At 65.8% G+C, this 19627-nt stretch carries 22 protein-coding genes and 1 tRNA gene; 2 read left to right on the top strand and 21 right to left on the bottom strand.

Annotated features, from left to right (window positions below; all coding sequences use genetic code 11):
- Positions 1-107 precede the first annotated feature (107 nt).
- The 15 genes from AC0L58_RS06785 to AC0L58_RS06855 form a co-directional block, all read right to left on the bottom strand.
- Positions 108-193, bottom strand: a tRNA-Leu gene (locus tag AC0L58_RS06785).
- 27 nt (positions 194-220) lie between these two features.
- A complete protein-coding gene (locus tag AC0L58_RS06790) occupies positions 221-802 on the bottom strand; it encodes a cysteine dioxygenase family protein (RefSeq protein ID WP_473687928.1) in 582 nt (193 codons plus the stop codon).
- 28 nt (positions 803-830) lie between these two features.
- Positions 831-1961, bottom strand: coding sequence for a homoserine O-acetyltransferase MetX (gene metX, locus AC0L58_RS06795; protein ID WP_473687930.1), 1131 nt, complete (start codon positions 1959-1961; stop codon positions 831-833).
- A gap of 2 nt (positions 1962-1963) precedes the next feature.
- A complete protein-coding gene (locus tag AC0L58_RS06800) occupies positions 1964-3016 on the bottom strand; it encodes a tetratricopeptide repeat protein (RefSeq protein WP_473687932.1) in 1053 nt (350 codons plus the stop codon).
- Positions 3013-3492, bottom strand: coding sequence for a cytochrome c-type biogenesis protein (locus AC0L58_RS06805; RefSeq protein WP_473687934.1), 480 nt, complete (start codon positions 3490-3492; stop codon positions 3013-3015). The genes AC0L58_RS06800 and AC0L58_RS06805 overlap by 4 nt, the downstream gene beginning before the upstream one ends.
- Positions 3492-4034, bottom strand: a complete 543-nt coding sequence (locus tag AC0L58_RS06810; protein WP_473687936.1) for a DsbE family thiol:disulfide interchange protein — start codon at positions 4032-4034, stop codon at positions 3492-3494. Before AC0L58_RS06810 ends, AC0L58_RS06805 begins: the two co-directional genes overlap by 1 nt.
- Positions 4031-5998, bottom strand: coding sequence for a heme lyase CcmF/NrfE family subunit (locus tag AC0L58_RS06815; protein ID WP_473687938.1), 1968 nt, complete (start codon positions 5996-5998; stop codon positions 4031-4033). Before AC0L58_RS06815 ends, AC0L58_RS06810 begins: the two co-directional genes overlap by 4 nt.
- 97 nt (positions 5999-6095) lie before the next feature.
- Entirely contained in the window at positions 6096-6578 is a 483-nt protein-coding gene (gene ccmE / locus AC0L58_RS06820) for a cytochrome c maturation protein CcmE (RefSeq protein ID WP_473687940.1), read from the bottom strand.
- A gap of 25 nt (positions 6579-6603) precedes the next feature.
- Positions 6604-6801 carry a heme exporter protein CcmD gene (gene ccmD, locus AC0L58_RS06825; RefSeq protein WP_473688622.1) on the bottom strand — a complete coding sequence of 66 codons (198 nt, stop codon included), beginning with the start codon at positions 6799-6801 and terminating at the stop codon, positions 6604-6606.
- A gap of 5 nt (positions 6802-6806) precedes the next feature.
- Entirely contained in the window at positions 6807-7565 is a 759-nt protein-coding gene (locus AC0L58_RS06830; RefSeq protein ID WP_473687942.1) for a heme ABC transporter permease, read from the bottom strand.
- Between the two features lie 12 nt (positions 7566-7577).
- The gene (gene ccmB / locus AC0L58_RS06835; protein ID WP_473687944.1) at positions 7578-8264 is read right to left on the bottom strand and encodes a heme exporter protein CcmB; all 687 of its coding nucleotides are present in this window, start codon (positions 8262-8264) and stop codon (positions 7578-7580) included.
- On the bottom strand, positions 8261-8896 hold the full coding sequence (ccmA, locus tag AC0L58_RS06840) for a cytochrome c biogenesis heme-transporting ATPase CcmA (RefSeq protein WP_473687946.1): 636 nt from the start codon (positions 8894-8896) through the stop codon (positions 8261-8263). Before ccmA ends, ccmB begins: the two co-directional genes overlap by 4 nt.
- 61 nt (positions 8897-8957) lie before the next feature.
- On the bottom strand, positions 8958-9365 hold the full coding sequence (locus AC0L58_RS06845) for a DUF3293 domain-containing protein (RefSeq protein ID WP_473687948.1): 408 nt from the start codon (positions 9363-9365) through the stop codon (positions 8958-8960).
- The gene (locus AC0L58_RS06850; protein ID WP_473687950.1) at positions 9358-10761 is read right to left on the bottom strand and encodes an FAD-dependent oxidoreductase; all 1404 of its coding nucleotides are present in this window, start codon (positions 10759-10761) and stop codon (positions 9358-9360) included. Before AC0L58_RS06850 ends, AC0L58_RS06845 begins: the two co-directional genes overlap by 8 nt.
- 112 nt (positions 10762-10873) lie before the next feature.
- Positions 10874-12223, bottom strand: a complete 1350-nt coding sequence (locus tag AC0L58_RS06855) for a peptide MFS transporter (protein WP_473687952.1) — start codon at positions 12221-12223, stop codon at positions 10874-10876.
- 229 nt (positions 12224-12452) lie between these two features.
- Here AC0L58_RS06855 and AC0L58_RS06860 point away from each other — a divergent pair, with 229 nt between their 5' ends.
- Both AC0L58_RS06860 and AC0L58_RS06865 read left to right on the top strand, forming a co-directional pair.
- Complete coding sequence (locus tag AC0L58_RS06860; protein ID WP_473687953.1) at positions 12453-13145, top strand: hypothetical protein; 693 nt, start codon at positions 12453-12455, stop codon at positions 13143-13145.
- Positions 13138-13338 (top strand): hypothetical protein, encoded by a 201-nt coding sequence (locus tag AC0L58_RS06865; protein ID WP_473687955.1) that lies wholly within the window; start codon positions 13138-13140, stop codon positions 13336-13338. The genes AC0L58_RS06860 and AC0L58_RS06865 overlap by 8 nt, the downstream gene beginning before the upstream one ends.
- A 22-nt stretch (positions 13339-13360) precedes the next feature.
- Here the strand turns inward: AC0L58_RS06865 and phbB are convergent, their stop codons facing one another.
- The 6 genes from phbB to AC0L58_RS06895 form a co-directional block, all read right to left on the bottom strand.
- Entirely contained in the window at positions 13361-14122 is a 762-nt protein-coding gene (phbB, locus tag AC0L58_RS06870) for an acetoacetyl-CoA reductase (protein ID WP_473687957.1), read from the bottom strand.
- Positions 14123-14234: 112 nt separating this feature from the next.
- Positions 14235-14735, bottom strand: coding sequence for a polyhydroxyalkanoate synthesis repressor PhaR (gene phaR / locus AC0L58_RS06875; protein WP_473687959.1), 501 nt, complete (start codon positions 14733-14735; stop codon positions 14235-14237).
- A gap of 88 nt (positions 14736-14823) precedes the next feature.
- The gene (locus tag AC0L58_RS06880; protein ID WP_473687961.1) at positions 14824-16377 is read right to left on the bottom strand and encodes a DHA2 family efflux MFS transporter permease subunit; all 1554 of its coding nucleotides are present in this window, start codon (positions 16375-16377) and stop codon (positions 14824-14826) included.
- A gap of 16 nt (positions 16378-16393) precedes the next feature.
- Positions 16394-17593 (bottom strand): EmrA/EmrK family multidrug efflux transporter periplasmic adaptor subunit, encoded by a 1200-nt coding sequence (locus AC0L58_RS06885; RefSeq protein WP_473687963.1) that lies wholly within the window; start codon positions 17591-17593, stop codon positions 16394-16396.
- On the bottom strand, positions 17580-19064 hold the full coding sequence (locus AC0L58_RS06890) for an efflux transporter outer membrane subunit (protein ID WP_473687965.1): 1485 nt from the start codon (positions 19062-19064) through the stop codon (positions 17580-17582). The genes AC0L58_RS06885 and AC0L58_RS06890 overlap by 14 nt, the downstream gene beginning before the upstream one ends.
- An 11-nt stretch (positions 19065-19075) precedes the next feature.
- Positions 19076-19600 carry a MarR family winged helix-turn-helix transcriptional regulator gene (locus AC0L58_RS06895; protein ID WP_473687967.1) on the bottom strand — a complete coding sequence of 175 codons (525 nt, stop codon included), beginning with the start codon at positions 19598-19600 and terminating at the stop codon, positions 19076-19078.
- Between the last annotated feature and the right edge of the window lie 27 nt (positions 19601-19627).

Below are 19627 nucleotides of genomic sequence, written 5' to 3' on the forward strand. Positions count from 1 at the left end.
TGTGCGACGCGCAAACCTGGCCGGATCGAGGTCGAACCCGGGGCAGGCTCAGCCGCGACACAGAGTCTGCGGAACAAAACAAAGGCCGCAAAAGCGGCCTTGATCATTGGTACCGGTGAGAGGACTCGAACCTCCACTGTGTCACCACAAGCGGATTTTGAGTCCGCCGCGTCTACCATTCCGCCACACCGGCATGTGTGAGTCGGGCATTATGCCGGGTTCAGTGGACGCGGTCGAGACCCAATTGACGCACGTCGCGGTCGTACCAGCGGTCTTCGGGCAGCGGCTGGAATACCGAGCAGCGCATCATCGGGCCGGAGTAGATGTGCAGGCTGACGGTGACGGCGTTGTCGCTGGGGTTGCGGATGCTGTGGTATTCGTGCGGCGGGATCAGGCTGCCGGCGGAGCCGGCGCCAGCCTGGATCGAGCCGACGGGCTGGAAGCAGTAGCGTCGCTCGTGGTGTTCCACCAGCTCGTATTGCACGATTTCCAGCGCGCCGTTCCACACGCCCTCGACGCACCACATGCCGTCGTGGTCGTGGATCGGCGTGCCCTGGCCGGGGCCCCACGTCATCGCCACCACGCAGTAGCCATGCTTCTCGCTGCGGTACAGCTCGCGGCGGGCGTAGTGTTCCGGATTGGCTTCGAACACGCAGGCGGGCAGGGTGACAGCCTTGTCGCGGATCAGCTGGCACAGGCTGTTGCGCAGGCTGTCGGTGAGCTCGTGCGTGGTGGGTTTGACCACGGCGGCATCGATCGCGTCGATCAGGGTGCGGCTGCCGGGGAAATCCAGGGTAAGCATGGCGGTCTCGGTGGGTGCGGGTAGCGCTCTAGCTTAGCAGCGCGTTGCCTACCCGGCTGTCAGCCTGTTTCAGGAAGCCGCCGATGGCGGGGCTGTAGTTCTCGATGTCGACCAGGAACGCGTCGTGGCCCTGGGGCGAATCCAGTGCCACGAATTCCACCCGGGCGCCGGCGGCTTCCAGGCCTTCGGCGATCTGTTCCTGCTGCTGCAGGGGAAACAGGATGTCGGTACTGACGCCGATCACCATCGCCTGTTCGATCTGGATGCGCTTGAGCCCCTCGTGCACGTTGCCGTGACCGTATTCGGCCATGTCGAACCAGTCGCTGGCGCGTGACAGGTACAGGTAGCAGTTGGGGTCGAAATTGCGCACGAAACGGCGGGCGTGGCCTTCGAGATAGGACTCGACCTGGAACTCCAGGCCGAACGGTTCGTCTTCGCGCTGTTCCGGATCGAGCCGGATGCGGGCGAAGCGGCCGTTCCATTCCATCGCCGAGCGATAGGTGATCACGCCGAGCTTGCGCGCGATGCTCATGCCGATCTCGGGATAGTTCTCGTCGTCGTAGACGCCCTCGTTCCAATGCTGGTCGAGACGAATGGCCTCGCGTTGCAGCGACCGGATCGCGATCGCGAACGGTTGCGCCTGCGGTGCGGTGTCCACGCTGATGTGCGCCCGCACGCTGCCGGGGTGCAGCAGCATGTAGGCCAGTGCGCTCATGCCGCCCATCGAGCAGCCGATGAGGCAGGCCAGGCACTCGATGCCGAGGCTGTCGACCACGGCGTGGGCTGCGTTGGCGACGTCTTCCAGGGCCAGTGGCGGAAAGCTCAGCCGGTACGGCTCGCCGGTGGCCGGGTCGATCGAGGCCGGGCCGGTGGAGCCCTTGTCGCTGCCCAGCGAATTCACGCAGATGGCGAACCAGCGATCCGTATCGATCGCCTTGCCGGGGCCGGCCATTTCCTGCCACCAGCCCGGGCTGGGGTCTTCCTCGCACGAGGTCATGTGCGCGCTGGGTGACAGGCCCGTGAGTACCAGCACGGCGTTGTCGCGTGCGGCGTTCAGGCTGCCCCAGGTCTCGTAGGCAACATGGGCGCCGTTCAGTGCGCCGCCGCGTTTCATCGCAAACGGGGAAGGCAACGGCAAGTAGCGGCGGGCGTCGCCCATCGTCAATGCACCTTGTCGATGGTGATTTTCACTGGCGTCTTGCGCTCGAGCGCAATGACGCCGGCGTCGCCTTCGAGGTCGCCGGGCTGGGCCGTCGGCTGGCCGTCGTGGCTGATTCTTGCGCCGACGAAGACCTGCGGGACGCTGGAGAGTTTGAGCGCCGGCGTCATCGCCATCGCGTCACTCAGGGTGACCGTGGCGGGGAGCTCGACGGGATCGACCCGGGCCACGGCCAGCGGCATCGGCGGGCCATCCGGGGCGCGCGCGTAGACATAGAGCACATCGCGCTTGGCCAACTGGTTCTTGAGCTTGGGGGCCAGGGTGACTTCCACCTGGAGCGAGGCGCCCTGCGGCGCCGGCGCTGCTGCAGAGCTGGAGGCGTTGGCGGGCGCGCCGCCGGCGCGGGCATCGGCCACCGCAATCTGTTCGGCCACGGATTTGGCGACCTTGGAGCCTGGTTCGAGTTGCGGTTGCAGCAGTCGCCAGGTGGCTGCCGCGGTGCGGTAATCGCCACGCTGGAAGTCGCTGATGCCGAGCAGCCACAAGGCGCGCTGGTTGTCCGGGTGCAGCCGTGCCGCGCGCTGGAGCAGGTCGCGGGCGCGGCCTTCGATCATGTGGTCGTCGCGCTGCATCGAATCACTTTCGGCCCAACCCACCATCGCCTCGGCGTTGTTGGGGTCGAGTTTCAGCACGTGCTCGTAGGCATCACGCGCATCGGAAGGCTTGTGCAGCATCGTGCTGGTTTGCGCCAGCAGCATCCAGCCCTGCTGGTCGTCGGGCTGTTGCGCCAGATGGTTGCGCAGTTCGGCAATGGCTTGCGGCAGGCTGATCTGCGCCTGCTGCTGTGCAGACACGCCGTTGAGTGCCGCCGGCGTACCTACCGTCAAATACAGCACGCCGGCGCCCAACGGCAGGACAAGGGCGATACCCAGGCTGAGCACGAACACGCCTCGGCTGTGGCCGGTGCGGCGCCCTTCGCGCACCAGGGGCACCAGCAAGGCAGCCAGGGCCAGCGCCACCATCAGCGCGGCGACCACGATAAAAGCGATCTTCACCAATCTTCCCCGTTGTCGACGCTGTCGCCGACTGTCGTTGTCTCAACGCCTTCGCGCTTGCGCTTGCGGATGGCCACCAGCACCACGCCGGCACCGCCGAGCAGGATCAGCAGCGGGCCGAACCAGAGCAGCATGGTGCCCGGCTTCAGCGGTGGGTCGTACAGGATGTAGTCGGAATAGCGCGCGACCAGATACTGCTTGATTTCCTCGTCGCTCTTGCCTTGCTGCATCAGCTTGAAGATCTGGTTGCGCAGGTCGCGCGCAATCGGCGCGTTGGAATCGGCCAGGGTTTCGTTCTGGCACATCGGGCAACGCAACTGCCGGGTGAGGTGCTGGAAGCGAAGCTCCTGCGCGTGGCTGGTGAACGGCATCGGCTCGATCGCCTGCGCGTGGGCAAAGGCCCCGAATACCAGCAGCGCCACGAAGATCAGGCGCAGGAGCCCGCTCGCGGGTGGCGTCGTTGCAATTCCCCGCATCACGGCTTCTCCTTCAGCATCGCGGCGATCGCCGGCTTCAGCTTGGTGGCCAGCACGTCCGGGGTGATCGGGCCGATGTGCTTGAAGCGGATCACGCCCCTGGCATCGATCAGGAAGCTCTCCGGTGCGCCGTACACGCCGAAGTCGATCGCGGTCTGGCCGGATTCGTCGGCGATCAGCAGGGCGTAAGGGCTGCCGTGCGCGGCCAGCCAGGCCTTGGCGTCAGTCGGCGCATCCTTGTAGTTGTAGCCGATCAGCTTCACGCCGAGCGTCGGCGCAGCGGCCGTCAGCACGGGGTGCTCCACGCCGCACTCGATGCACCAGCTGGCGAATACGTTCAGCAGGTAGGGCTGGCCCAGCAGGTCGGCCTTGCTCACCTTCTGCTCGGGTTCGTAGAGCTTGGGCAGGTTGAACGCGGGCGCGGGCTTGTTCAGCAGCGGCGTGGGGATCGCGTTCGGATCATGTTTGGTGTTCCACCAGATGCCGAAGCCGAACAGGCCCACCAGCAGCATGAAACCGATGAACGGCAACAGGCGATTCATGCGCCCGCTTCCTGTGGCTGCAGGTCAGCGCGCACGGCAGCGGTCCGCTTGAGGCGGAAACGCTTGTCGGCGGCGCAGGTGAAACCACCCAGCATCATCAGCAGGCCGCCACCCCAGATCCAGCGGACGAAGGGTTTGTAGTAAAGCCGCAGTGCCCACGCGCCCTCGATGTTGCCGGCATCCATCGGCTCGCCCAGCGCCACGTACAGGTCGCGGAAGATGCCGGCGTCGACCGCCGACTCGGTCTGCACCTGACCACGCGGGTAGGTGCGTTTCTGCGGGTGCAGGACGGCCACTTGCTTGCCGGCTTGAGTGACCGTGATCACGCCTTGGTCGGCCTTCCAGTTGGGGCCGGTGGTGCGATGCACGCCGTCGAAACGAAAATCGTAGCTGCCAATGTGCTGGGTTTGCCCCGGCGCCATGCGCACGTCGCTGGTCACGCTCAACGACTCGGACAGCAGTACGCCCGCGATGAACACGCCCACGCCGAAATGGGCGAGCAGCATGCCAGCCATCTCACCCGGGTAGCGCCGGCCACGCGGCATGTCGCGCCAGCGCATGTAGGCGTACAGCAGCACACCGACGCCGAGCCACACCAGCGAAGCCACACCGACGATCGCCTTCAATTTGCCGTCGACGAAGAACGCCGCCACGATCGCGCAGGCCGCCGCCGCAATACCGGCACGCATCAGCACCTGCTTGAGCAGCGGTGATTCGCCCTTGCCCCAGCGCAGGAACGGCCCGAACGGCATCAGCAGCACCACCGGCACCATCAGCAGCGGGAACAGGAAGCCGAAGTAGGGCGGCCCGACCGAGATCCGGCCCAGGTTCAGCGCGTCGCCGATCAGCGGGAACAGCGTGCCCAGCAGCACCATCGCCGCGGCCACCGCGAACATCAGGTTGCCGATCAGCAGCACCGTCTCGCGTGACAGCAGCTTGAACGGTTTGCCGCCGGCGACCTTGGGTGCGCGCAGCGCATACAGCAGCAACGAGCCGCCGACCACGATGGTGAGGAAGGCCAGGATGAACACGCCGCGACGCGGGTCCGAGGCGAACGCATGCACCGAGGTGAGCACGCCCGAGCGCACCAAGAAGGTGCCGAGCAGGCTCAGCGAGAAGGCGAAGATCGACAGCAGAATCGTCCACGCGCGCAGCGAACCGCGCTTCTCGGTAATGGCCTGGGAGTGGATCAGGGCCAGTCCGACCAGCCACGGCATGAAGCTGGCGTTTTCCACCGGATCCCAGAACCACCAGCCGCCCCAGCCCAGTTCCGCATATGCCCACCAGCTGCCGGCGACGATACCCATGGTGAGGAAAGCCCACGCCACGTTGGTCCAGGGCCGCGCCCAGCGCACCCAGGCCTGCTCCAGCTCGCCGCCGAGCAGGCCGGCGATGGCGAAGGCGAACGCCACCGAAAAGCCCACGTAGCCGGTGTACAGCACCGGCGGATGGAAGGCCATGCCCGGGTCCTGCAGCACCGGATTCAGGTCGGCGCCGTCACCCGGCATCGGCAGCAGTCGGCCGAACGGATCGGAGGTGAACACGATGAAGGCGAGAAAACCCACCGCGATCAGTCCCATCACGGCCAGCACGCGCGCGCCGAATACTTCAGGAAGCTTCTGGCTGAACGCGACCAGTGCCACCGTCCACACGTTGAGGATCAGGATCCACAACAGCAGCGAGCCCTCGTGCGCGCCCCACACCGCGGCGATGCGGTAGTACCACGGCAACTCCAGGTTCGAGTTGTCGGCCACGTACTGCACCGAGAAGTCGAAGTGCAGGAAGGCCCACACCAGAATGCCGAACGCAAACGCCACGAACACCGCCTGGCCGGTGGCCGCCGGACGGGCAACCGCCATCAGCGCACGATTGCCGCGCCACGCGCCGATCAACGGCAGCACACCCTGCGCCAGCGCCAGCAGCAGGGCAAGGATCAGGGCGAGTTGGCCGAGTTCGGGGATCATGGGCGGAGCCGGGATTGGGGGTTGGGGATCAGGGATTCGCGGGGGCGGGTGGCAGAGGCGCAGACGTGGCTAGGCGGGTGTGCAGCGATACGCATGTTCATGGATTGCGACCTCCCGTGGCCGATGCCCCGTTCGCGGAGTCCTCGATCTTCTTGTTCTCATGCGCCTTGGCCATCGCGTCCTTGAGCTCCTTCGGCATGTAGGTTTCATCATGCTTGGCCAGCACTTCGGTGGCGACAAAGCGGGCGCCGTCCATGTGGCCGGTGGCGATCACCGACTGGTTGTCGCGGAACAGGTCGGGCAGGATGCCGGTGTACTCGACCGGCATCGCGCCGCCGGCGTCGACCACGGTGAAGGTGACCTTGAGCGAATCGCTGCTGCGCTGGATCGAGCCGGCCTTGACCATGCCGCCGAGGCGGAAGGTCTTGTAGTCGCTGGCCTGACCGGATTGCACCTGGCTCGGGGTGAGCAGGTAGTTCATGTTGTTCTGCAGCGCGACCACGGCCAGTACGGTGGCCACGGTGGCGGCGGCGAGAATCAGCAGGACGATGATGAGCCGGCGTTTGCGAGTGGGATTCATGGGCATGGCAGTCGGCCGCCGACAATCAGGCGGAGGGTGGAATGGGGGAGGTATCGCGCTCCTGACGTGCACTCTGACGCGCCAGGCGGGCACGAAGTTCAGCAAGGACGCGACGACGGCGCAGGCGGGGAGCCACGGTGTCGGCGAGCAGCACGATGAAGAACAGCGCGTAGGCAGGCCACACGTAGGCCGCGTAGCCACCCATCGCGAAAAAGGTTTGCAGCGCGTTCATCGTGCAGCCTCGCTCTGGGCGATCTTGCGCACCCAGTCCTTGCCGCTTTCCAGATCCAGCAGGTCGGTCTGCGCGCGCCGGAACAGGCTGGCGGCGTAATAGAACTTGGTGGCCAGGGTCATCGTCAGCAGCGGCCACAGCATGTCCCAGGCCATCTTGGATTGACCGAAGACGTTGACCGTGCTGCCCTGGTGCAAGGTATTCCACCAGTTGACCGAGAAGTGCACGATCGGCACGTTGATGATGCCGATGATGGCCAGGAAACCGGCGGCGCGCGCGCCCTGGCGTCGGTCTTCGAACGCGTGATACAGGCCGAGCACGCCCAGGTACAGGAACAGCAGCACCAGTTCGGAAGTCAGCCGCGCGTCCCAGGTCCACCAGGTGCCCCACATCGGCTTGCCCCACAGCGATCCGGTGACCAGGGTGATGAAGGTGAAGGCCGCGCCGATCGGCGCCGATTGCATCGCCACCACCTCGGCCAGCTTGATCCGCCACACTAGCGCGATGAAGGCCGACACGCCCATCACGGCGTAGATGAACATGCTCATCCAGGCGCTGGGCACATGGATGAAGATGATGCGGTAGGCGTCACCCTGCTGGTAATCGGCGGGCGCCAGCACGAGGCCGCCATACAGGCCGACGATGCCCAGCACGATGGCCAGTGCCATCGCCCACGGTCGCAGGGTGCCGGCGAAACGGTAGAAGGTTGGCGGCGAGCTCAGCCGGTGCAACCAGAGTGGGATCCAGTTAGCCATAAACGTAGGGGATCACGAATCCAGGGCAATACGAAGGGCGGCGGCACAAGCCAGTGGTGCCAGCACCACGGCCAGCACCAGGACGGCGGCAAGCCAGCTGATCGGTGCAAGCCAGGGCAGGCCCTGCTGGGCGGCTGCCACCGCGCCGGCGGCAAAAATAAGCGCAGGAACGCACAAGGGCAGCAGCATCAAAGCGAGAAGCATACCAGAGCGGCGGGTGCCGGCCGTCAGCGCGACCAGTACCGCGCCGAACAGGCTGATCAGCGGCGTCACCAGCAGCAACCCCAGCAGCAGCACCGGAATCACCGCGGCGGGCAGGTGCAGCATCGCCGCCAGCAGCGGCGCGATCACGATCAGCGGCAGCGCGGTGGTGAGCCAGTGGGCGAGGATCTTCATGGCCAGCATCAGCGCCAGCGGCTGCGGTGCCAGCATCAGCTGTTCCAGCGAGCCGTCCTCGATATCGCTGGCGAACATCGCATCCAGCGCCAGCAGCATGGCCAGCAACACGGTGACCAGGATCACGCCGCCGGCGATCCGCTGCAGCAACGTGTCTTCCGGCCCCAGCGCGAACGGGAACAGCATGGTCACGATCAGCGAGTACAGCACCGGCATCGCGATGTCGCTGCGCCGGCGCCAGGCCAGCACCAGGTCGCGCTGCAACACGGCCAGGCAGGCGCCGGACAGTGACGGCCCGCTCATGCGTGCATCCGGATATGGCGCGGCTCGCCGCCGTGGAAGCTCACGCTGCCGTGGCTGGTGACCAGGGCCGCGCCGCCTTGGCTGGTATGTGTTTCGACCAAGGCGTTGACCTGGGCAATGCCGCGCCGATCGAGGTTGGCATAGGGCTCGTCAAGCAGCCACAAGGTGGCCGGCAACAGCTGCAGGCGGGCCAGCGCGGCGCGTTTCTTCTGCCCCGCCGACAACCGGCGCACCGGTTCATCTTCGTAGCCACGCAGGCCGATCCCGGCCAGTACGCCGGCAGCGGTCACATCCTCGCGACTGCCATGCAGGCCGGCGGCGACGCGCAAGTTCTCGCGCGGACTGAGGTCGGCCTTGAGGCCCAGCTGGTGGCCCAGGAACAGGATCTCGCCGGCGCAGGCGTCGCGCTGCAGCGGCGCACCGCGCCAGTGCAAGCTGCCGGCACCGACATGCAGCAGGCCGGCCAGCATGCGCAGGAGGGTGGTCTTGCCACTGCCGTTGTCGCCTTCCACCAAGGCCAGCTCGCCCGCATGCAGCTGGAAATCCAGCGGCGCGAACACCGGTTCGTCCTGGCGATGGAAGCTCAAGGCCCGCGCTTCAAGCAGGGGCACGTCGGCGTGGGCGGCGGTCATCCCCATGATTGTCCGCAATGCCGGTGGCGCTTGTCCATGCGGCGTGCTGCCGCTGGCCGGGTTATTTCACTTCACGCAGCACGGCGGCGCCGTCGGCCTGGCCGTGCACGTAGGCCAGCTGGCGATGTTGTGCGGCCAACCCATCCATCACCGACGTATCGGCGCCGACCACGAACAGGCTGGGTTCGGCCCAGCCGCTGTCGCCGACCCCGATGGCCGCATACACGGCAACGTCGGCGTGGCTCTGCAAGGCACTCAGCAGCTCGCGTTGCGCGGCGAGATTTTCCGCGTCGGGTCGCTTGGAAGCCTGCGGGTTCCACGCCGTGATGAAAGCCCACGGGCGCGAACCCACCGCAGGCACCAGCTGGGCTGGCAGTGGCAGGTCGACGCGGATGATCCCCCAGGTCACGGTATCCACGCACACGTGGTAGGCCGTGGCGCGAAACGCCTCAAGCAGAAATTCATCCATGGCGCAGCTCCGGCAGCGGTGGCAGGTGGGTCTGGAACCGTTGCACGGCGGCGTCGAGATCGACGTCGGCCACTTGCGGCGTTTCGCGCAGCAGCTGCTCCAGCAGGGCGTCCTGCGCGCGTCCGCGTTGCAGCGCGTAGGCGTAAGGGACGTGGGTGAAGGTGACCAGGCGGTAGCGTGCCATGTAATGCCCGGGGATGCGCGCCGCCAGCATGGCGCCGAGTTCGCGCTTGGCCAGGTAATGCGGGTCGGCGACCGAATCGCGCATTTCGATGTAATTCTCCAGCGCCATCTGCGCGATCGCATCGGCATCCGGCTGGCGAACGCGCTGGAATTCGGCGAACACCGCCGCGCTGTCGTCCGGTGTGGCCGAGAGCAGGTCGGCCAGCACCACCGTGTCCTCGAAGCCGCAATTCATGCCCTGGCCGTGGAATGGCACGATCGCGTGCGCGGCGTCGCCGACCAGCAGCGCGCGGCCATCCAGATGCCAGCGGTCGAGATACAGGGTGGACAAGGTGCCCACCGGATTGTGGTCGAAATCCTCGGCAAAACGCGGCAGCAGCGACAGCAGGCCCGGAAACTGCTCGCTGAAGAAGGCTGCCGCCGCCGCCGAGTGGGGCAGGGTGGCGAAACTGGGTGCCGCGCCCTGCGCGGGGAGGAACAAGGTCACGGTGAAGCTGCCTTCGGTGTTCGGCAAGGCTATGCACATGTAACCGCCGCGCGGCCAGATGTGCAGCGCATGTGGTTCCAGCGCGTACTGGTCGCGACCGCCGCCGAGCTGTTGCAGGGCGGCAGCCAGTTCATGCGCCGGCGGAATCTCCAGTTCCTTGTAGCCGTGGCCCAGCGGTTCGACCCGCTCGCCCAGCGGCGCATGCTGGTTCATCGCGGCGCGCAGCGCGGAGCCGGCGCCGTCCGCGCCGATCAGCAGGCCTGCCGGGACTTCACGTTCGGTACCCTCGGCATCGGCCACGCGAATGCGTTGCCGATCAAAATCCACGGCAACCAGCGATTCCCCGAAATGCAGCCGCACACCAGCCTTCTCGGCCGCGTTCAATAGCAGGATGTTCAACGCGCCGCGCGAGACCGACCAGATCACTTCGCTGTCGTCGATGCCGTAGCGCTGCAGGCCGCTGTTGCCGGCGCGATCATGCACCATGCGTCCACGCATCATCACAGCACTCTGGATTACCTCGTCGGCGAGTCCGGCCATGCGCAGCGCCTGCAGACCGCGTTCGGCCAGGGCCAGGTTGATGGATCGACCACCGAGGAATCCGGCGCGTCGGGGGTCCGGCCGCTTTTCGTATATCTCGACCGTGAATCCACGGCGGGCCAGTTGCACCGCCAGCAGTGCGCCGACCAGGCCGCCGCCGACGAGGGTGATGGGTTGTTGCGCCATGTTGCCAACCATTTGGAAAACCCGCCCACTGTTCCGCAAGCGGCGCCAGACTGCAATCCCGGCGATGGCGCCTGCCGTGTGGAGGAAGCGAGCTTGCCCTCGCTTCTGGGATTCAGTCGATTTCCAGTGCCCGCTTCAGTGGACGTCGCAGCCCGAAAGCCAGCACACCGCCGACCGCCGCGATGCTGGCGTGCATGGCCCAGAACGCGGCCGGCGTCATGTGCTCGTACAGGCCGCCGAGCCGACCGATGATGGTGTTGCTGACGAACAAGGTAAGGAACACCGCGCCCATCAGCGTCGCCTTCACCCGCGCCGGTGCCGCGCGTGACACCAGCGCGAGCAGGGTCGGCCAGTAGTACAGGAAGGCGATGCCGAGAATGATGTCGTACAGCAGTGGCGCCAGCGCCGAGACGCGTGCGCCGGCGATGCATGCGGCCACCAGCACCAGGTTCGCTGCCGCCGCCAGGAACGCGCCGGTGCCGATCTTGCCGAAGTCGTCCGGCTCGCGCCCACGTGCCGCCTGGAATCGCCACAGCGCCAGCAGCAGCGGTACGCCCAGGATGCTGGCCAGCGGATCGATCGAGTTGAACCAGGCCACCGGTACGTGGAAACCCAGCAGGTTCAGATCGACGCTGCGGTTGATCCAGACCAGCGCCAAGTTGGTGTTCTGGAGATAGGCGATGCTCTGGAAGATGGTGATCGCCGAGACCACCGCCAGCGCCCCGACCATGCGCCATTGGCGACGATCCAGCGGCGCCTTCACGCGTGCGGGTTCGCTGCGGAGGCGATCGCGTGGCAGGTAGCGGAACCCGGCAATGTAGGTGGCCAGGCCGATCAGCATCAGCGCGCCGGCCAGGCCGAAGCCCGCGTGCCAGCCATACAGCTGCGCCAGCAGACCGACCAGCAACGGCCCGAGCACGGCGCCGACATTGATGCCCACGGAGAAGATGGCGAACGCGCGGGTGCGCCCCTCGCCGTCGGATTCGGCGTAAAGCTCGCCGACCTGGGTGGAAATATTCCCCTTGAGCAGGCCGCTGCCGGTGATCAGCAGCAGCAAGGCGAGCAGGAACGAGGCATCGAACGCCATCGCCACGTGGCCGGCGCTCATCAGCACCGCGCCGAGCATCACCGCCACGCGGCGGCCGATCAGGCGATCCGCGATCCAGCCACCCAGCACCGGCGTGAAATACACCAGGCCGGTGTACAGCCCCATGATCTGCGAGGCCAGCGCCAGTGTGGTCATCGGTCCGAACACCGATTCCAGCCCGGCGCGGAAGCTGGCGAAACCGACGATGCCCTCGACATGACCCGGCATCAGCAAGGCCTGGCTCATGTACAGCACCAGGATCGAGGTCATGCCGTAGTAGGAGAAACGCTCCCACGCCTCGGTGAAGCTGAGGTAGGCCAGCGCCATCGGCTGGCCGAAAAACGTGCGCGGCTGTCGGTTGTTGTCGTTGCCCATGCGCCTCCCCGAAAGGGCGCAGCCTAGCTTGATTCCAGCAGGGTGGAAAAGGGCAGTGGCCGGGAGTCTGGGACAGATTTTTGCCAGTTCGTACTGGCTGCCCAGAATTATCCTCGCCCGCGTGGACCGTCTCCGCACGGAGTATCCGCCCGAGCGCTACCCCAGGCTGTACCCCCGCTCGATCGAATCCTACGATGCCGGTCGGACCTTGTTTCAATGGAGTAGCCGGGTGGTCTTCGCGCTTGGCTTTGTGCTGTTGTATTGCGCGTTCGCCGTGGATGGTGGCAGTTTTGCCGATGATGGGCGTATTTCGGAATTCTGGCCCGCCTTGTATGGCGTGATCCAGTTCCTGCCGCTACTGGTCATCGAGCTGCTTGGCTTTCGCCAGTTCCGATTGATGCGCCAGGCCAACACCGACACCACCCGCAAGGCCGAGTTGCGGCGACGTCGCCTGCGGGAGTATCTGTCGCCCGGTCTGCTGGCGTTGGCGCTGGCACTGTTGGCTGGCGTGATCGGCTTCGAGTTGCTGGCGCATGACTTCAGTGCGGCCTTGAGCAGCCGTGCCGTGCAGAAAGCGCTGGTCATCGTGGTGAGCAACCTTGCGCTGGTGGCCGTCGGCCTGTGCCAACTGTACGGACGCAAGCTCAATCCCTACCAGGCGGGCAAGGATCGCGTTCGCCAGATCCGGGCGCAACTGACTTCGTTATTGCTGCTGAGCTGCGCCTTGAGTGTGTTCTTCATCTGGCAGAGTGCCGGCGACGCGCTCAACCTGCATGACCTGGATGCGCCCGCCATGAGCCTGTACTTCCAGATGATCGTCGCCTTGTTCATCGGCTTCATGCTGCACAGCGTGCGTTTCGAGGACATCGATTTCGAGGTTTACGCCGGCAAGCCCCGGCTGGAGGAAAACGGACATGTCTGACAAGAAACGTGAAGCCGCCCGCCGCGACGGCAACGAACGCCACCTGGTCATCGGGGGCAGCCTGGGTGTCGCCGCCGGTGCGGCGATTGGATCGATCACCGGTGAGATGGCGATGTCGATCAGCCTGGGCTGCAGTTTCGGCCTGCTGGCCGGCATCCTGGTCCCCGCACTTTTCGGTGGCCGTCCTCGCTGATGCCGATGCTCCCGAGGCCTGTTCAGAAGCTCATGAAATAGCCGCCGTTCACCGGCAGGTTGGCACCGGTGATGTAGCCGGCGTCGTCGGCGGCGAGGAAGGCGACGGCCCGGGCGATGTCGGCGGGTGAGCCCAGCCGGCCGACCGGGATGCCGGCGATGATCTGCGCACGGATTTCTTCGGACACGGCAGCGACCATCGGCGTGTCGCAGTAACCGGGCGAGACGGTGTTGACGGTAATGCCCTTGCGCGCGGTCTCGCGCGCCAGCGCCATGGTGAAGCCATGGACGCCGGCCTTGGCAGCGGAATAGTTGGTCTGCCCGAACTGGCCGGTCTGGCCGTTCACCGAGCTGATGTTGACGATGCGACCGAAACCGCGCGCGGTCATGCCTTCGATCACGTTGCGGCACAGGTTGAACACGCCGTCGAGATTGACGTGCATCAGTTCGTGCCATTGCTGCGGCGTCATCTTGCGCAGGCTGGCGTCGCGGGTGATGCCGGCGGCGTTGACCAGGATGTCGATGCTGCCGTATTGCTTCTCGATGCGCGCCGCAAGTTGCTGGCAACTGTCGAAGTCACTGACGTCGGCTGGCTCGAAGGCAACGGCGTCGCCAAGATCGGCAAGCTCGTGACGGAACGCTTCGATGCGATCGGCGCGCGCGGCAAGATCCACCGCGATCACCTGGCGACCGGCCTGGCCCAAGTGCCGGCAGATCGCCGTGCCCAGCCCGCCGATGCCGCCGGTGACGATGGCAATGCGTTTTTGAGGGTTTGTCTGGTTCATTGAGATCGGTCTTCGGGACGGTTCATGCCGCAAGGCAGCACATGTTGTGCTGCAGTGGTCGGGAAGGGGGTTTGCCGTGACGCCCGATGGGCGTCACCGTGCCGGGCGGAACTCAGCCGGATTTCTTGCCGTCGCGCTTGCCGGCGGGCGGCGGCGTCGGCACGACCTTGGCGGCGGTGTCCATCAAGCCGCGCTGCATGGCCTGGAACGCGGCCATGTTGCGCTCGGTCAGGTCGTTCAGCGTGTTCCAGGGGGTTTGCCCCATGAGGTTGTTGAGCTGGCTGCGGAACTGTGTCTGCTGGTCGAGGAATACCTGCAGGCTGCGCTCCAGATAAGGCCCCATGAAGCCCTGCAGCGAATCGCCGTAGAAGCGGATGATCTGACTGAGCAGCTGTGGCGACAGCATCGGCTGCCCCTTGTCCTCGTGCTCGGAGATGATCTGCAGCAGTACCGAACGGGTCAGGTCTTCACCACTTTTGGCGTCGCGGACTTCGAAATTCTCGTTGTCCAGCACCAACTGGCGAACTTCCTCCAGCGTGATGTAACTGGAGATTTCCGTGTCATACAGACGACGGTTCGGATACTTCTTGATGATGCGTTTGGTTTGTGCCATGCGACACAAGCTAGCAGAGAATATTGCGCCGCACCAGTCACCATGCCGCATTCATGTTGCAGCGCGAGGGTGCAGCATTTTGCGTCATTCAGTGCCCGACGGCGCCCCCTGCATTGCCGAATGGCGGCCGCGCCAGCCACAGCATCGGGATCATCGCGACGAACAGCACGGCGCATACCAGGTAGACGTCGTTCACCGACAAGGTCAGCGCCTCGCGGGTGATCAATTGATCGACCAGCCCCAGTCCCTGCTGCGAGGAGAAACCGCCATGGCGCAATTGCTGCAGAAAGCCGGTGGCCGCCGGAGCGGCCGGGGTGATGTGTTCGGTCAGCACCGCATGGTGGTACTCGCCGCGGTGCTGCCACAAGGTCACCGTGGCCGCGGTCGAAATGCTCGAGGCCAGCGTGCGGCAGAAGTTGGCCAGGCCCGAGGCGCTGGCGACCTGGTCCGCGTCCAGTCCGGAAAGGTACATCTGGTTCAAGGGAATGAAGAAGCAGGCGATGCCGACACCCATCACGAAGCGCGGCAGGATCAGGGTGCCGAACGACGCCGAACTGTCGAACAGGGAAAACCAGTATGAGGTGCCGGCAAACACGATGAAGGCAAACGTCACCACCGCACGCAATTCCAGTCGCTGGATGTTGGCGCCGATCACGGGCGCCATCAGGAATGCCAGCACGCCCACCGGTGCGCTGGCCAGGCCGGCCCAGGTGGCGGTGTAACCAAGATCGATCTGCAGCCACAACGGGAATACGACGTTGATGCCGAAAAACGCCATCATGCCCAGTGACAATGCCACCACCGCCACCGTGAAATTGCGCCGCTTGAACAGGGACAGTTCGACTACAGGATGTTTTGCGTGCAGTTCCCACACGATCAGGAAGGTCAGGCAGACCAGGGCGATGATGCCCAGGGCAAGGATCGTTGGCGAGGCAAACCAGTCGTTGTCATTGCCGTTGTCGAGCATGAACTGGAGCGCCCCGACCCCGATCACCAGCAAGGTCAGGCCGATCACGTCGATCGGCGACTTGTAGGTCCTGGTCTCGCGCTTGCGCAGCAATACCCAGGTGATGGCCGCAGCCAACGCGCCCACCGGCACGTTGATGTAGAAGATCCACGGCCAGGAGAAATTGTCGGTCAGCCAGCCACCCAGGATCGGCCCGAAGATCGGTGCCACCACCACGGTCATCGCCCACAATGCCAGCGCCATGCCCTGTTTCGCCTTGGGGTAGCTCGACAGCAGCAGGGCCAGCGACAGCGCCACCATCGGGCCGGAACCGGCGCCCTGCAACAGGCGGAAGATCACCAGGGCGGGCATGCTGGTGGCCATGCCGCACAGCATCGAGAACACCACGAAAAGCGACACCGAGGTGATGAACGTGCGCACTTCGCCGAAGCGCCGCGCCAGCCAGCCGGTGAGTGGCTGCATGATGGCGCTGGCCAGCGCATACGAACTGATCGTCCAGGTGCCTTCGCTGGGGCTCACGCCGAGGCTGCCGGCGATGTGGGGCACCGAGACATTGACGATGGTCATGTCCAGCACCTCCATGAAGGTGCTGAAAGCCACCGCGATGGTCAGCAGGACCAGGGCGCCGCCTTGCAGCGGCTTCAGGGGGTTGGCGTCGTCGGGGGTGGCGGCCATCGGCTTCAGGCTCGACTCACTGGGCGTCTTGCGGGAGGTTGGCGCGAATGATCTGCTCGGCCTCCGCGTCGGCCTTGCCGGTCATCTGCTGGTACACGTCAGTCCGTGCTACTGGCTGCCGGGCCGGCGCCTCGGCGAGTACCGAGCCCTTGTCGTCAGTGATGTCGACGGTGACCTCGGTGGACAGTCCGATCCGCAGCGGATGCTTGTCCAGCTCCTTGTTGTCCAGCGAAATGCGTACCGGCACGCGCTGTACCACCTTGATCCAGTTGCCGGTGGCGTTCTGCGCCGGCAGCAGCGAAAACACGCTGCCGGTGCCCGCGCCCAGGCCGATCACCTTGCCGTGGAACTCGGCGTCGTCGCCATACACGTCCGACACGATCTTCGCCGGCTGGCCGATGCGGATGTGGCGCAGTTGGCTTTCCTTGAAATTGGCGTCGATCCACAGATTGTGCAGGGGTACCACGGTCATCAGCTGCTGGCCCGGCTGCACGCTGTTGCCCAGTTGCACGCTGCGCTGGGCGACATAGCCGGATACCGGTGCGTAGATCGCGTTGCGCTGCGCGGCGATCCAGGCGGCGCGGAAGTTGGCACGCGCTTGCATCACGGCCGGATTCCGCCCTACCTGGGTGCCGTCGATCGCGGCGTGTGCCGCGGCCGCCTGGGCTTCGGCGGCCGCCAGTGCCGAGCGTGCCTGGGCGACGCCGTCGCGCAGGTGCTGCACGATTTCGGGAGACTCTGCATGTGCGGCCAGCAGCGGCAGGCGACGCTTCAGGTCGGCTTCGCTCTTCTGCAGGGCAAGCCGGGCGGTCGCTACCTGCGCATCGGCGCTTGAGGCCGAACTGGTTTGCTGGCGCACCCCGCGCACGGCCTGGGCCAGCGCGCTCCGCGCCTGCTCCAGACGCACGTTGGCGTCGGTCGGATCCAGTCGCACCAGCACCTGGCCCGCCTCCACCCGTTGCGTGTCGTCGGCCAGAATCGCCACCACCGTGCCCGGGACCTGGGCCGAGATCGCCACCTGATTGCCGCCGACATAGGCGTTGTCGGTGACCACGCGGGTGGAGAACACGAAGAGCCAGAGCAGGAACCAGGCCACGCCAGCGAGGATGAAAACGCCGGCGACGATGAGCAGGGCGCGCCGACGCTTGGCTGGATCCCTGGCGGCCATGCCGCTTTCGTTATCGACGGAAGACGTGTCGGTTTCAGTGGCGCTCATGGTCAGCGGCTCCGGCGGTACCAGGTGAAGTGGGATTCGTGTCGGCTTGCTTGGTGGCCTGGTAGCCACCGCCCAGAGCCTTGATCAGGGACAGGTCCGTGCTGAGCGCCTGCGCGCGCAGCTGAGTTGCCGCATCGCGTTGCTGCAGCCATTGCGCCCTTGCGGCAAGGCTCTCGCGGGCGTCGCGCACACCCTGTTTCATGCGTGCCTGCGCGCTGGCCAGCAGCTGCTGGTCGGCGTCCAGTTGCGCCTGTTGCTCGTGACGACGCGCTGCCAATTGCTGTGCCCCCAGGGCCTGAGTGGCCACTTCGCGTGCAGCGGTCAGCACGGTGCTGTTGTATTGGGCCACGGCAGCATCGAGTTGTGCTTTGCTTACGCCGTAGTTCGCCTCGAGCGAGCCGGCGTTGAAGATCGGCAGGTGCAGGGCGGGGGTCAGGGAAAACACACGACTGCCGGTGGTGAGCAGCTTGTCCAGGTCGATGCTGGACAGACCGGCCATGGCGCTGATGCTGAAATCCGGAAAGAACTGCGCGCGCGCGGCGTCGGTCTTGCGCAGCGCAGCCTCGACCTGCCAGCGGCTGGCAGCGATGTCGGGGCGACGGGCGATCAGGTCCAGGCGTGCGTTGGCGGGAATGCCGCTGTCCACCGCGGGCAGCGATTGCCGCTTGAGCTCGGGTAGCTGATCCGGGGCGAGTCCCAGCAGCGACGCGAGCGAGACGCGACGAATCTTTGCCGAGCCGTCCAGCGCTACGCGCATTTCGCGTGCCGCGGCGAGGCGCGCGCGCGCCTTCTGTGCCTCGTCCGGCAAGTCGACGCCTTGCCGTGCCCGCAAATCGGCGATGTGTACGAATTGCCGCTGGGTGGTGACCATCTCCTCGGCGAGTTGCAGGCGTGCCTGGTCAGCCTGCCAACCGAAGTACGTATCAGCCACGGCGTACTGCAGTGCCAGGGCCGCAGCGCTGCGCTGCGCTTCGGCGGCATGCGCCTGATCGAGCGCGGCCTCCATCGTGGCGCGCTTCTTGCCCCACCAGTCGAAGTCGTACTGCAGTTGCGCGCCGAGATCGGCCTGGTTGTACCAGCTGAAGCCAAGGAACTGGCTTGGAATGAGGCCGTGATCGCTCAGGCGCTGGCGGGCCACCTGTGCGCTCCCGTTCACGGACAGCCCCAGTTGTGCCGCCGCCAGCCTAGCCGACTGCTCGGCGTTGCTCACGCGACTCTGGGCCAGTGCCAGATCCGGTGACTGCTGCATCGCCCGATCCATCAGCTCATCCAGCTGCGGGTCGTGATACTGACGCCACCATTGCGCGGCTGGCCAGCCGGCGCGGACAGGAGCCTGCAGCCCGGCGAGTGGCACGTCGTCGCGCAGCGCCGTGGGTCGATCCAGTTTGGCGGGCGCGTGTGCGCAAGCGGCCAGGATCAGTGCGGTCACGGCGACAAACAGCGCGCGACCGCGTAGCGGGGCAGGCTTCATCTCGGAGTCCTTCATGAGAGGCGGTGTTCGCTCAGGCGGTCCAGGTTGCCGGCGAGTTTGCGCAGCAGCCGGTCAAGCTGGCGTTTGTCGGTGTCGCTGAAGCCGGAAAACATGGAACCCAGCTGCGGGAACATCGGCGGCAGCATCTTCTGCACGAATCGCCGGCCGGTGGGCGTGATTCGGATCAGCACCCGGCGGCGATCCTCCTGGCTGGCGCTGCGATTGATCAGACCGCGCTTGAGCAGGGCGTTGGCAATGCGCGTCATGTTGGTGGCGCCCTGGGTCGCATACTCGCAAAGTTCGCCCGGAGTGGAGCTTCCATCCGGACGGCTGTAGAGGATCATCAGGGTCAGGAATTCGCTGTGGTTGAGCTTGTTCGGCTTGAGCTTGAACTCCAGCTCCCGTTCGATAGTGCTGCCTAGCATCAGCATCAAACGGCACAAGCGTGCTTCCGGCGCGGGCAGCTGCGGGATGATCTGGTCGACCCGGCCTATCCCCTCGTCCATCATCGCGATGCAGTTTGCCAAGTCGGCCATTTCACTGATTCATATTTCACCAGTGAA

The organism is Rhodanobacter sp. G2-10, assembly GCF_055809185.1.